At 70.8% G+C, this 12299-nt stretch carries 13 protein-coding genes; 4 read left to right on the top strand and 9 right to left on the bottom strand.

The features are described from left to right. Positions 1-4: 4 nt before the first annotated feature. Entirely contained in the window at positions 5-1303 is a 1299-nt protein-coding gene (locus AQJ66_RS06755; protein ID WP_425264266.1) for an ABC transporter substrate-binding protein, read from the bottom strand. Positions 1304-1444: 141 nt separating this feature from the next. Between AQJ66_RS06755 and AQJ66_RS06750 the strand changes: the two genes are divergently transcribed. From AQJ66_RS06750 to AQJ66_RS06740, 3 genes are all read left to right on the top strand, one after another. Further along, entirely contained in the window at positions 1445-2467 is a 1023-nt protein-coding gene (locus tag AQJ66_RS06750) for a LacI family DNA-binding transcriptional regulator (protein WP_079060096.1), read from the top strand. 278 nt (positions 2468-2745) lie between these two features. Further along, on the top strand, positions 2746-3441 hold the full coding sequence (locus tag AQJ66_RS06745) for a glycoside hydrolase family 11 protein (protein ID WP_061917999.1): 696 nt from the start codon (positions 2746-2748) through the stop codon (positions 3439-3441). 62 nt (positions 3442-3503) lie between these two features. Next, complete coding sequence (locus AQJ66_RS06740; protein ID WP_061917997.1) at positions 3504-4187, top strand: polysaccharide deacetylase family protein; 684 nt, start codon at positions 3504-3506, stop codon at positions 4185-4187. Positions 4188-4268: 81 nt separating this feature from the next. On the opposite strand, the gene rocD is transcribed toward AQJ66_RS06740, so the two are convergent. The 8 genes from rocD to AQJ66_RS06705 all read right to left on the bottom strand — a co-directional run bounded on the left by rocD (position 4269) and on the right by AQJ66_RS06705 (position 11548). Next, positions 4269-5507: an ornithine--oxo-acid transaminase gene (gene rocD / locus AQJ66_RS06735; protein WP_061917995.1), complete on the bottom strand. Its 1239-nt coding sequence runs from the start codon at positions 5505-5507 to the stop codon at positions 4269-4271. Further along, a complete protein-coding gene (gene ddaH / locus AQJ66_RS06730) occupies positions 5507-6316 on the bottom strand; it encodes a dimethylargininase (RefSeq protein WP_079060095.1) in 810 nt (269 codons plus the stop codon). The genes rocD and ddaH overlap by 1 nt, the downstream gene beginning before the upstream one ends. A 153-nt stretch (positions 6317-6469) precedes the next feature. Continuing rightward, entirely contained in the window at positions 6470-6955 is a 486-nt protein-coding gene (locus AQJ66_RS06725) for an Lrp/AsnC family transcriptional regulator (RefSeq protein ID WP_061917991.1), read from the bottom strand. 51 nt (positions 6956-7006) lie between these two features. Further along, positions 7007-7183, bottom strand: coding sequence for a hypothetical protein (locus tag AQJ66_RS38205; protein ID WP_107118871.1), 177 nt, complete (start codon positions 7181-7183; stop codon positions 7007-7009). 71 nt (positions 7184-7254) lie between these two features. Beyond that, on the bottom strand, positions 7255-8205 hold the full coding sequence (locus tag AQJ66_RS06720; protein WP_061917989.1) for a cytochrome c oxidase assembly protein: 951 nt from the start codon (positions 8203-8205) through the stop codon (positions 7255-7257). A 128-nt stretch (positions 8206-8333) separates the two neighbouring features. After that, the gene (locus AQJ66_RS06715) at positions 8334-9359 is read right to left on the bottom strand and encodes a 6-phosphofructokinase (protein WP_061917987.1); all 1026 of its coding nucleotides are present in this window, start codon (positions 9357-9359) and stop codon (positions 8334-8336) included. Between the two features lie 201 nt (positions 9360-9560). Then, on the bottom strand, positions 9561-10289 hold the full coding sequence (locus AQJ66_RS06710) for a type 1 glutamine amidotransferase (RefSeq protein WP_061917985.1): 729 nt from the start codon (positions 10287-10289) through the stop codon (positions 9561-9563). 20 nt (positions 10290-10309) lie between these two features. Further along, positions 10310-11548, bottom strand: a complete 1239-nt coding sequence (locus AQJ66_RS06705; RefSeq protein ID WP_061917983.1) for a MurT ligase domain-containing protein — start codon at positions 11546-11548, stop codon at positions 10310-10312. 148 nt (positions 11549-11696) lie between these two features. Between AQJ66_RS06705 and def the strand changes: the two genes are divergently transcribed. Beyond that, a complete protein-coding gene (gene def, locus AQJ66_RS06700; RefSeq protein ID WP_061917980.1) occupies positions 11697-12296 on the top strand; it encodes a peptide deformylase in 600 nt (199 codons plus the stop codon). Positions 12297-12299 lie beyond the last annotated feature (3 nt).

Genomic DNA, 12299 nt, shown 5'->3' with positions numbered 1-12299 from the left:
GGAATCACTCGGCCGGGAGGGCCTGCATGGCCTTGATGAAGCCGTCCGCGTCGAGCTTCCCGTCGAAGAACTGCTGGACGGCCTGGTGCATGGACGTGCTGGCGGACTGGGGGTAGGCCTGGTCCCACGACAGCTGGAACGAGGCCGCCTTGGCGACCAGGTCGTACTGGAAGCGGGAGTAGGCGGGGCTGGCCGACTGGCCGAGGAACTGCTTGGTGTTGGTGGTCGTCGGCAGGTTGCCTATGGCCAGCTGGGCCTTGACGAACTCGTCGGAGTACATGAGCTTCAGGAACTTGGCGACGGCCTCGGGGTGCTTGGTCTTCTTCAGCACCGAGTAGAAGTTGTTGGTGTTGCCGACCACGTCGGACGGGTCGCCCTTGCCGCCGGAGACGGTCGGGAAGGTGGTGTAGCCGAGGCCCTTGGCGGCGAAGTCCTTGGCGTCCTGCTGCTGCTGGGCGTAGTACCAGGAGCCCATCAGCTCGAAGCCGGCCTTGCCCGAGGCCACCAGGGCGGGGGAGGCGCCGGTGGTGTACTTCACCGAGTCGTAGTTCTTGCCGAAGGCGCCGGTGTCGACCAGCTCCTTCAGCATGCCGAGCGCCTTCTTGCTGTCCGCGCTCGCCCAGGCCTCCTTGTCGCCGCCGAGGGCCTTCTTGAACAGCTCCGGTCCGGCGACCCGGTCGTAGACGTACTCGAACCACATGAGCGTCGGCCACTGGTCGCCGCCGCCGAGCGCGATCGGGGTGACCCCCTTGGCCTTCAGCTGCTTCACCGTGGTGAGCAGCTCGTCCCAGGTCTTCGGCGGCTGCACGCCCGCCTTGTCGAGCACGTTCTTGTTGCTGAACAGCAGCACCGGTTGCGTGCCGCGCATGGGGACGCCGTAGGGCTTGCCGTCGACGACGGCGCTGTTGAACACGGCGGGCAGGAACTTGTCGTCCAGGTTCGGGTCCTTCTTGACGAAGTCCGTCAGCGGCATCAGCAGGCCGGCCTTCACGAACGGCTGGATGCTGCCGCCGCCCCAGTTGAAGAAGACGTCGGGCGCCTGCGGCGTGCTGATGATCGTCTGCAGCTTCTGCTGGTAGTCGGCGCCGGGAATGGTGTCGAGGACGGCCTTGACGTCGGAGGTCTTGTTGAAGGTGTCGACGATCCGCCTCTCGACCTTGTTGCTGGCGTCCCCGTAGACCAGCACGTGGATCCTGCCGTCGTTCGAGGACCCTCCGCCGCTGCCGTTTCCGCAGGCCGTAAGGCCCGCCGCGAGGGCGAGCGCCGTGGCGCAGACGAGCATGCGGGACATTCCGATACGCATGGTCTCCAGCCTTTCGAAAGTTTCGGCTACTTCGCCGAAAGTCATGCGGCTGGACAGTAGGGGCAGAGCGGAGAACTGGTCAACGGTCGTGCACGCACGCAGCCAAACCGTTACCGCCCGCCCATCCCCTAAGCTGCGCCCATGCACACAGAAGACGAGGCAGGGCGCAGAGTCACCCTGGCCGCCGTGGCCAGGGAGGCCGGTGTCTCCCTCCCGACAGTTTCGAAGGTGCTCAACGGTCGTTCGGATGTCTCACCCGGGACCCGGGCCAGGATCGAGCAGCTCCTGGAGGTCCACGGCTACCGCCGTCGCACCCGGGGATCGCCGCCGGCCGCCCTGATCGAGATCGTGTTCCACGAGCTGGAGAGCGTCTGGGCCATGGAGCTCATCCGGGGTGCGGAGAACGTCGCCAAGAGGAGCGGCGCGACCGTCGCGCTCACCGAGAGCGGGACCCGGCAGGCTCCCGGCCCGGAGTGGATCGAGGGAGTGCTGCGCCGCCGGCCCCTGGGTGTCCTCCTGGTCTTCTCGACCCTGCCGGAGAGCGTGAAGCGGCAACTGGTCTCCCGCGCCATCCCGTTCGTCATCGTGGACCCGGCCGGCGATCCCGACCCGGACGTCCCGTCCGTCGGTTCCGCCAACTGGGCCGGCGGGCTGGCGGCCACGCGCCACCTCACCGACCAGGGGCACCGGCGCGTCGCGATCGTCACCGGCCCCGAGGACCTGATGTGCTCACTGGCCCGGCTGGACGGGTACCGCTCGGCGATGGCGATGGCCGGCCTGGACGCCGGGCCGGAACTGGTGCGGTTCGGCGACTTCCACGTCCGGGGCGGTTTCGAGCACGCCATGGACCTGCTGCGGCGGCCGGACCGGCCGACGGCGATCTTCGCCGGAAGCGACCTGCAGGCACTCGGCGTCCTGGAGGCCGCGCGGGTGCTGGGTCTGAGCGTGCCCGGGGAGCTGTCGGTGGTGGGCTACGACGACGTGCCGCCGGCCCAGTGGTCGAGCCCGCCCCTGACCACGGTGCACCAGCCGCTCCAGCGCATGGCCGAGGAGGCCGTCCGCATGCTGCTCAGGCCCGCGAACGCCAAGAGGGCCGCCCAGCGCATCGAACTGGCCACGCATCTGGTGGTCCGCCAGAGCACGGCGCCGCCCGCGCATCGCTGAAGGCGGCCCCTGCACAATCCGTCACCGCAACTTTCGAATGACTCTTCCGCAGTGCTGCGGCGAAGAAGGGACCGGTGGGCGGCTCGGCAGCAGGAAATCCGAAAGTTTCGCCGCATCTCCGGGACTGCGACAACAGAGTTTCGATGAAGTTTCGGAAACGGGCGCATTGACCGTCATTTCGATGCGAGCGCATACTCACCAGCAATCGAACGCCCCGTAACGCGGGCCACTCCATGGCGTCGTATGGCATGCATATGTCAAGCACACAAGGAGAGAGCATGGACCTGGACAACATCCCCGCCCCTCCCATGAGCCGCAGGGGTTTCCTCGGCCGGGCCGGCGCCTTCACGCTGGCCGCCTCCGCGTCCGGGCTGCTGCTGCCCGGCACCGCCCACGCCGCCACGACCATCACCACGAGCCAGACCGGCACCAACAACGGCTTCTACTACTCGTTCTGGACCGACGGCGGCGGCTCGGTCTCCATGACCCTGGGCTCCGGCGGCAACTACAGCACCTCGTGGCGCAACTGCGGCAACTTCGTCGCGGGCAAGGGCTGGAGCAACGGCGGACGCAGGAACGTGCAGTACTCGGGCGGCTTCAGCCCCTCCGGCAACGGCTACCTGTCCCTGTACGGGTGGACCTCGAACCCGCTCGTCGAGTACTACATCGTCGACAACTGGGGCACCTACCGGCCCACCGGCACCTACAAGGGGACCGTCTACAGCGACGGCGGCACGTACGACGTCTATCAGACGACCCGGTACAACGCCCCCTCCGTGGAAGGCACCAGGACCTTCAACCAGTACTGGAGCGTCCGGCAGTCCAAGCGGACCGGCGGAACCATCACCACCGGCAACCACTTCGACGCCTGGGCGCGCTACGGCATGCCGCTCGGCAGCTTCAGCTACTACATGATCCTGGCCACCGAGGGCTACCAGAGCAGCGGGTCCTCCAACATCACCGTGAGCGGGTGAGCCCACTTCCCCCCGGGCCCCCGACCGCACCCGAGCCGCCGACACGAGGAGGACGCACCCGCATGCGCACCACACCACGTTTCCCGGTCACCGCACTGGCCGTCGCGGCGACGGCCGTGGCCGGCACCGTCACGTTCGCCGCCGACGCCACGCCCGCGCGGGCAGCCACCTGCGCCGGGTACGTCGGACTGACCTTCGACGACGGCCCGTCCAACGCCCACACCCCGGCCCTGCTGGGCGCGCTGAGGCAGTACGGGCTGCGGGCCACGATGTTCAACGAAGGCCAGTACGCCGCCGCCTACCCCGCCCAGGTCCGGGCCGAGGTCGGCGCCGGCATGTGGGTCGGCAACCACAGCTACACCCATCCGCACCTGACCCAGCTGAGCCAGGCGCAGGCAGACTCCGAGATCTCCCGCACCCAGCAGGCCATCGCGGCCGCGGGCGGTGGCACCCCGCAGCTGTTCCGCCCGCCGTACGGCGAGACCAACGCGACGGTGCAGGCCGTCGAGGCCAAGTACCACCTGACCCAGATCATCTGGGACGTCGACTCCCAGGACTGGAACGGCGCGAGCGTCGACGCGATCGTGCAGGCCAACGCCCGGCTGACGAACGGCCAGATCATCCTCATGCACGAATGGCCCGCCAACACGCTCGCCGCGATCCCGCGCATCGCCCAGACCCTGGCGGCCAAGGGCCTGTGCGCCGGGCGGATCTCCCCCCAGACCGGCCGGGCCGTGGCCCCCTGACGGGGCCCACGGTTCCCGGATCGGGCCGACCGAGTGGGCGGGGACCGGCCGGACGGGTGCCGGCCGGTCCCCGCCCCCGTCTCAGCCGGTCTCGCCGAGGACCTTCTCCAGCGCGCCCAGCGCCGAGCGCAGCTCCTCCGCCGTGATGGTCAGCGGGGGAGCGAGCCGGATCGTGGAGCCGTGGGTGTCCTTGACCAGGACCCCCTCCCGCATCAGGCGCTCGCTGATCTCGCGGCCGGTGCCGAGCGCCGGGTCGACGTCGACGCCCGCCCACAGCCCGCGCGCCCGGAACCCGGTCACGCCCTTGCCGACCAGCTCGGCCAGACCGTCCCGCAGGACGACCCCCAGCTCGGCCGCGCGCCGCTGGAACTCACCGGTCTCCAGCAGCTCGACCACGGCCGTGCCGACCGCCGCCGCCAGCGGGTTGCCGCCGAACGTGGAGCCGTGCTCGCCCGGGCGCAGCACGCCCAGCACCTCCCGCCGGGCCACCACCGCGGACACCGGCACGATGCCGCCGCCCAGCGCCTTGCCGAGCAGCAGCACGTCCGGGACGACGTCCTCGTGCTCGACGGCGAGGGTGCGGCCGGTGCGGCCGAGGCCCGACTGGATCTCGTCCGCGACGAACAGGCAGCCCTTGCGCCGGGTCAGCTCCCGGACACCGGCCAGATAGCCCTCGTCCGGGATGATCACCCCGGCCTCGCCCTGGATGGGCTCGATGAGCACGGCCGCCGTCGTCTCGTCGACCGCCTCCTCCAGCGCGGCCAGGTCGTTGTACGGCACGATCCGGAAGCCGGGCGTGAACGGACCGAAGCCGGCCCGGGCCGTCTCGTCGGTGGAGAAGCTGACGATGGTCGTCGTACGGCCGTGGAAGTTGTCCGCCGCGACCACGATCGTCGCCCGGTCGGCGGGGACGCCCTTGACGTCGTACGCCCACTTGCGGGCGACCTTGACGCCGCTCTCCACCGCCTCCGCGCCGGTGTTCATCGGCAGCACCATGTCCAGGCCGGTCAGCTCCGCGAGCCGCTCGGCGAAACCGGCGAGCCGGTCGTTGTGGAAGGCGCGCGAGGTCAGGGTCAGCTGGTCGAGCTGGCGGTGCGCGGCCTCGATCAGCGCCGGATGCCGGTGGCCGAAGTTGAGGGCCGAGTAGCCCGCCAGCATGTCCAGGTAGCGGCGGCCCTCGACGTCCTCCACCCAGGTGCCCTCGGCCCGGGCGACGACCACGGGCAGGGGGTGGTAGTTGTGCGCGAGGACCGGCTCCTCCGCCCGGATCAGGTCGGCGGACGTACGCGTGCGGGTGGTGGCACGGGTGGGCGCGGTCATCAGCGGATCTCCTGGGTGCAGCACTTGATGCCGCCGCCGGCCTTGTGGAACTCCGACAGGTCGACGGGGACGGGGACATAACCATGGTCGGCCAGACGAGCGGCCAGCGCCTCGGCCCGGGGCGCGATGAAGACGTGCCGGCCGTCGGACACCGAGTTCAGGCCGAAGGCCATCGCGTCCTCGCGGGTGGCGAGCACGGCGTCCGGGTACAGCCGCCTGAGCACCTCGCGGCTGCCGGGGGAGAAGGCCTCCGGGTAGTAGACGATGTTGTCGTCGTCGAGGACGAACAGCGCCGTGTCCAGGTGGTAGAAGTACGGGTCCACCAGGCTCAGGGCGACCACCGGGTGGCCGAGGAACTCCTGGGCCTCCCGATGGGCCTCCCGGGTGGTGCGGAACCCGGTGCCGGCCAGCACGTACCGGCCGGTCCACACCAGGTCGCCCTCGCCCTCGGTCACCGACTCGGGCCGGTAGACGTCGTAGCCGGCCGCCTTGAACCAGGTGTCGTAGTGCACCGACTCGGGGCGCCGCTCCGGCGCGTGGAACAGGGAGCCGAAGACCCGGCCGCCGACCACGCAGGCCGCGTTGGCGGCGAAGACCATGTCGGGCAGCCCGGGCACGGGCTCGACCGACTCGACGGTGTGCCCGTGGGCACGGTAGACGCGGATCAGCTCCTGCCACTGCTCCTGGGCGAGATCCACGTCGACCGGCCGGTCGGGATGCATCCAGGGATTGATCGCGTACTGCACGGCGAAGTGTCTGGGTTCGCAGACGAGGAAGCGCCGAGGGCGCGGCACACGTGTGTCGGACACAGAGGTTTTCCTCCGCTTTCCTGTGTGTCACTGAGGGGTGACACAAAGGTATGAAGCGACGCGGACGGACGACAAGCGACGAAGGCTGCGCACAGGTGCAGGATCACTGCGTCTTCACCGGGTAGGACGCACGAGTGCTGCGCATGAGCCGGCTCACTCCGGTGCCGCGTGGGTGGCGCCCGCTTCGGGGCTTTCCGGGAGGAGGTGGGACAGCACCATCACGCTGATCGTCTTCCGGATGAACGGCTCCACGCGGATCCGCTCCAGCACCTCCTCGAAGTGCTCCACGTCCCGGGCCCGCACGTGCAGCAGCGCGTCGGCGCCGCCGGTCACCGTCATGGCCGCGGTGATCTCCGGGTGGTTGCGGACGACCTCCGCCAGACGGCGCGGCGGGGCCGCGCCCTCGCAGTACACCTCGACGTACGCCTCCGTGCGCCAGCCGAGGGCGGAGGGCTGCACGGTGGCCGTGAACCCGGTGATCACCCCGGTCTCCCGGAGCCGGTCCACGCGCCGCTTCACCGCGGTGGAGGACAGTCCGATCGCCGCGCCGATCTCGGCGAAGCTGGTCCTGGCGTTCGCCATCAGCGCGGTGACGATTCTGCGGTCGAGGTCGTCGAAGGACGCGGCCCTGCTGTTCATGCGGGCACTGTAATCAGCCACGCCCGCCACGGCCGCCCCGCGACCGGGGCGCTACGACCGGGTGACCACCAGTGCGAGCGTCAGCAGGCCCAGCACCACCCAGCCGAACCACAGCCAGCCGTTGCTGCCGAGCGCGACCGTGTAGGCCGTCACGACGACCAGCCCGCCGAAGGTCATCGCCCCCATCGCCTTGGTGGCACCGTTCATGGAACCGCTGGAACCGGGCATCGCGACACCCTCCTCATGGTCCGTCGCAGACCATGGTGCCCCGATTCCCGCCCCAAGGGCATACCCCCGGCTCAGCCCTCGCGCCCGTTGAGCGAGGCCAGGTAGGCGTTGTACGCCTCCAGCTCCTTGTCGCCGTCCCGGTCGGCGGCGCGGTCCTTGCGCCGGGCCTGGCGCTGCTCGGAGCCGTACCACTGGAACAGCAGCGCTATCAGCACGAGCACCGAGGGGACCTCGCTGAACCCCCAGGCGATGCCGCCGGCCGCGTTCTGGTCCGAGAGCGGGTCGATGCCCAGGGAGGCCGGCGGGTGCAGGAACGTCCCCACCATCGGCGTCGACGCCATCATCAGCGCGATCCCGAAGAACGCGTGGAACGGCATGCCCGCGAACAGCTCCAGCATCCGCATCAGGTACCCCGGCCGGTGCGGGCCGGGGTCGACGCCGATGATCGGCCAGAAGAAGACCACACCCACGGCCAGGAAGTGCACCATCATCGCGACGTGCCCGGTCTTCGACCCCATCAGGAAGTCGAACAGCGGGGTGAAGTACAGCGCGTACAGGCTCGCGATGAACATCGGGATCGTGAACCCCGGATGCGTGATCACCCGCATGTACCGGCTGTGCAGGAGTGCCAGCAGCAGCTCGCGCGGGCCCCTGCGTCCCCGGCCGGCCGTCGGCAGCGCGCGCAGCGCCAGGGTGACCGGGGCGCCCAGCAGGACCAGGATCGGGGACAGCATGCTGATGATCATGTGCTGCACCATGTGCACGCTGAACATGACCATGCCGTAGTCGTTCAGCCGGGTGCACATCACGAGGCCGATGGTCAGCACCCCGGCGACGTACGAGACCGTGCGCGCCACGGGCCAGGCGTCCCCGCGCCGCCGCAGCCGCACCACGCCCCAGCCGTACAGCCCGAGGCCGAGCAGGCAGGCGACCAGGAAGAACGGGTCCGCCGACCACTCCAGCCCTCGCCCCAGCGTGAACGGCGGCAGATCCATGGTCATGCCGTGCCCGCTGTGATCCATCCGCCGGCTCCTGATTCGTGGGGGTTGTACGCGTCTGTCCGCCCCCAAGACTAGAACCGCCCCCGGTCACGGCTGCGACCGGGGGCGTGTTGTCCGCGGGCGAACCGCAGTGCGAACGGCGGGGCGGCCTACAGCACGCACTCCGCCTCGTCGTACCGGTCCGCGGGAACCGTCTTCAGGCTCTCCACGGCCTCCGCCAGCGACACCATGACGATGTCGGTGCCGCGCAGCGCCGTCATCATGCCGAACTCGCCGCGGTGCACGGCCTCCACCGCGTGCCAGCCGAAGCGGGTGGCCAGCACCCGGTCGTACGCGGTCGGCGTGCCGCCCCGCTGCACGTGCCCGAGGATCACCGGGCGGGCCTCCTTGCCGAGCCGCTGCTCCAGCTCGATGGACAGCTGCCGCGCGATCCCGGCGAAGCGCTCGTGGCCGTAGACGTCCTTGCCGCCCTCGTCGAAGTCCATGGACCCGGGCCGCGGCTTGGCGCCCTCCGCGGCGACCACGATCGCGAACCGCTTGCCCGCCGCGAACCGCGCGCCGACCTTCCGCGTCAGCTCCTCGATGTCGAAGGGCCGCTCCGGGACGACGACGGCGTGCGCGCCGGCCGCCATGCCGGAGTGCAGCGCGATCCAGCCGGTGTGGCGGCCCATGACCTCCACGATCAGCACCCGCTGGTGCGACTCGGCGGTGGTCTTGAGCCGGTCCAGCGCCTCGGTGGCGACCCCCACCGCCGTGTCGAAACCGAAGGTGACGTCGGTGACGGCGATGTCGTTGTCGATGGTCTTGGGCACGCCCACGATCGGCAGCCCGTTGTCCGACAGCAGCCGGGCCGCCTTCAGCGTGCCCTCACCGCCGATCGGGATGATCGCGTCGAGGCCGAGTTCCGCGACATGGCCCCTGGCCCGCTCCACGCCGTCGCGCAGGTGCTCCGGGCGGACCCGGGAGGAGCCGAGGATCGTTCCGCCGCGCGCGAGGATGCCGCCCACGGCGTCCAGGTCGAGCTTGAGATAGTCGCACTCCAGAAGGCCCTTCCAGCCGTCCCGGAAGCCGATGACCTCGTCGCCGTGGTCGGCGACGGCACGGTGCACGACGGACCGGATGACGGCGTTCAGGCCGGGGCAGTCGCCGCCGGACGTGAGGACACCAATGCGCATAGCCCGAAATACCTTCTCAACGTGGGCCGGGAAACCGGACCACGTCGTCCGGCGGATTCCCGGTCACCCTACCGGCGTGAGGGGGTCGCTCCGTAGCGGGCGTCCGCCTGCTGGACGCGCCCGCACATGTGAGCGGACGGCCTGTCAGGCGGGCCCTCCACGAAGCTGCCCCACCACGCTGGAACCTCGCTGGGGTCGTGCTCAGGCGGGCTGCTGGGCGGCGGCGATCCGCTCGGTGCGCAGCGCCTCGTACCAGCGGTCGTCGATCGGCGGCAGCGCGTTGACGTCGAGCGCGAGCTTCAGCAGCAGGTCGGCGATCTGCGGGTTGCGGGCCAGGACCGGCCCGTGCATGTACGTGCCGAAGACCGTCCCGTTGTACGCGCCCTCCGTGCCGTCCCCGGTGCCGTTGCCCTTGCCGATCAGCGTCCGGGCGAAGGGGCGGGCGGTGGCGCCGAGGTGGGTGACGCCCTGGTGGTTCTCGAAGCCCGTCAGCTGGGGCAGCCCGAGCTGCGGGTCGATGTCCGCGAGCACGTCGCCGACGCACCGCTCGCCCTCGCCGCGCACCGACACCACGTCGAGCAGGCCGAGACCGGGCTCGCGCTGGCCGAGGTCGTTGATGAACTCGTGCCCGAGGATCTGGTAGCCGGCGCACACGGAGAACACGATCGCGCCGTTCTCCACCGCCCGGTGCAGGTGCCCGTCACGGCGCAGCCGCTCGGCCGCGAGCCGCTGCGGGCGGTCCTCGCCGCCGCCGATCAGGTAGATGTCGCCCGACGTCGGGATCGGCTGGTCGCTGCGCACGTCGAGCCGGGCCACGTCCAGGCCCCGCTGCCGCGCCCGGCGCTCGACGACGAGCGCGTTGCCCTGGTCGCCGTAGGTGCTCAGCAGGTCCGGGTAGATCCACACCAGCCGCAGTTGGTTGTCGCTCATGAGTGATCGCCCTTCGATGATCAGTTGCCGACGCGGCGGCGCAGGTCCTGGAACGCGGTGTAGTTCGCGATGACCTCGATGCGGCCCGGCGGGGCCGCCTGGACGGCCTCGTCGAGGTTCTCGCAGACCTGGAAGTGCTGGTTCGCGACCTCCAGCCGGACGGCGAGGTCGAGCTTGCGGTCACCGATCACGAAGATCGGGTGGCCGGTCAGCCGCGTGTAGTCGACGTCCCACAGCCAGGAGGTGTCGGTGCCGTCGGCGCCGCGGGCGTTCACGGACAGGATCACCGGGGTCGGCGGCGGGTCGATCAGGGAGAACGTCTCCAGCCAGCCGGCCGGATTCTTCGCCAGCAGCAGGCGCAGGTCACGGCCCTGGAACTGCACGACGTCGTACCGTCCGGCCACCGCCTGCACCTGGTACATGCGCTCCAGGGCGACCTGCGGCGGCACCCCGAAGACGGCGGCGACGGCCGCGGAGCTGGCCGCGTTCGCCTTGTTGGCGCGGCCCGGCAGCTGCAGGTGGATCGGCCAGGCGGAGCCGTGCGGGTCCAGCACGTGGTCGCCGGACAGGGCCCAGCTCGGCGTCGGCCGGCGGAAGCCGCACTCGCCGCAGAACCAGTCGTCGCCGGGGCGCTGCATCACGCCGCCGCACGACGGGCAGGACCAGGCGTCGTCCTTCCACATCTGCCCGGCCGCGACCCAGACCACGTTCGGGGAGGAGGAGGCGGCCCACACGACCAGCGGGTCGTCGCAGTTGGCGACGATCACGGCCTTGGACCCGGCGAGGCCCTCGCGCCAGTTCTCGGCGAGCATCCGGGTCTCGGCGGCGCGGTCGAGCTGGTCGCGGGAGAGGTTGAGCAGGGCGATGCACTTGGGGCTGGTGTCCCGGGCGACCCCGGCCAGGTACTTCTCGTCCACCTCGATGACACCGAACTTGGCGTCCGAGCCGCCGGCGAGCGCCGAGGTGATGCCGGCCGGCATGTTGGCGCCCAGCGCGTTCGACACGACCGGGCCGGCGGCGCGCAGCGCCTCGGCGATGAGCCGGGTGGTGGTGGTCTTGCCGTTCGTGGCGGAGACCAGGACGACGTCCAGGTTCTGCGCGAGCCGGGCGAGGAGGTCGGGGTCGAGTTTGAGCGCCACCCGGCCACCGATCACCGACCCGCTGCCGCGTCCCGCGGCCCGCGATGCCGCGGCGACCGCCTTGCCCGCGGTCACGGCCAGCTTGGCCCGCGGCGAGAGCGGGTCCGAGTTGCCTGCCATCAGTTCTCGATCCTCCTTGCGTACGCGCCGCGCGTGAGCCATCCGGCAACGTGGTGTGGGCCTCAGCCTATCGAGATCCGTTCGCACACCCGAATCCCGGCCCACGCTGCGCGGCGGGCGTGGCCGAGGGAACCGTACCCTTGCCGCCATGCGACACGGTTCCATCCCGGGCGCCCGCGGGCGCGTCCGGCCCCTCATCCTGCTCGGGGACCCCGTCCTGCGCGAGCCCTGCCGGGACGTCACGGGCTTCGGGCCCGAACTGGAGGATCTCGTGCAGGACTTGTTCGCCACCATGTACGCGGCCCAGGGGGTGGGCCTGGCCGCGAACCAGATCGGGTCCGCTCTGCGGGTGTTCGTCTACGACTGTCCCGACGACGAGGACGTCCGCCACCTCGGCCACCTGGTCAACCCGCGCCTGGTGGAGACGGACGGCGTGGTGGTCCGCGGCCCGGAGGGCTGCCTGTCCCTGCCGGGACTGGAGGCCGGCACCGAGCGCTACGACCACGCGGTGGTCGAGGGCTTCACGGTGACGGGGGAGCCGGTGACGGTGCACGGCACGGGCTTCTTCGCCCGGTGCCTGCAGCACGAGTGCGACCATCTGGAGGGCAGGGTGTACGCGGACCACCTGACGGGGTGGCGCCGACGCAGGCTGGCACGGCAGATCGCCCGGACCTCCTGGCACCGCGCGGGCGCCCCCGGCGAGGAGCGGGGGGAAGCGCGCGACGAGGTCGGGCGCGTTACCGGGTGACGG

The organism is Streptomyces bungoensis (genome assembly GCF_001514215.1).
Lineage (GTDB): Bacteria > Actinomycetota > Actinomycetes > Streptomycetales > Streptomycetaceae > Streptomyces > Streptomyces bungoensis.
This window is presented reverse-complemented; position numbering and strand designations above follow the sequence as displayed.

Coding starts and splice junctions, on each gene's coding strand:
- AQJ66_RS06755 (WP_425264266.1), bottom strand. CDS start 1,303: ATGCGTATCGGAATGTCCCGCATGCTCGTCTGCGCCACGGCGCTCGCC.
- AQJ66_RS06750 (WP_079060096.1), top strand. CDS start 1,445: ATGCACACAGAAGACGAGGCAGGGCGCAGAGTCACCCTGGCCGCCGTG.
- AQJ66_RS06745 (WP_061917999.1), top strand. CDS start 2,746: ATGGACCTGGACAACATCCCCGCCCCTCCCATGAGCCGCAGGGGTTTC.
- AQJ66_RS06740 (WP_061917997.1), top strand. CDS start 3,504: ATGCGCACCACACCACGTTTCCCGGTCACCGCACTGGCCGTCGCGGCG.
- rocD (WP_061917995.1), bottom strand. CDS start 5,507: ATGACCGCGCCCACCCGTGCCACCACCCGCACGCGTACGTCCGCCGAC.
- AQJ66_RS06725 (WP_061917991.1), bottom strand. CDS start 6,955: ATGAACAGCAGGGCCGCGTCCTTCGACGACCTCGACCGCAGAATCGTC.
- AQJ66_RS38205 (WP_107118871.1), bottom strand. CDS start 7,183: ATGCCCGGTTCCAGCGGTTCCATGAACGGTGCCACCAAGGCGATGGGG.
- AQJ66_RS06720 (WP_061917989.1), bottom strand. CDS start 8,205: ATGGATCACAGCGGGCACGGCATGACCATGGATCTGCCGCCGTTCACG.
- AQJ66_RS06715 (WP_061917987.1), bottom strand. CDS start 9,359: ATGCGCATTGGTGTCCTCACGTCCGGCGGCGACTGCCCCGGCCTGAAC.
- AQJ66_RS06710 (WP_061917985.1), bottom strand. CDS start 10,289: ATGAGCGACAACCAACTGCGGCTGGTGTGGATCTACCCGGACCTGCTG.
- AQJ66_RS06705 (WP_061917983.1), bottom strand. CDS start 11,548: ATGGCAGGCAACTCGGACCCGCTCTCGCCGCGGGCCAAGCTGGCCGTG.
- def (WP_061917980.1), top strand. CDS start 11,697: ATGCGACACGGTTCCATCCCGGGCGCCCGCGGGCGCGTCCGGCCCCTC.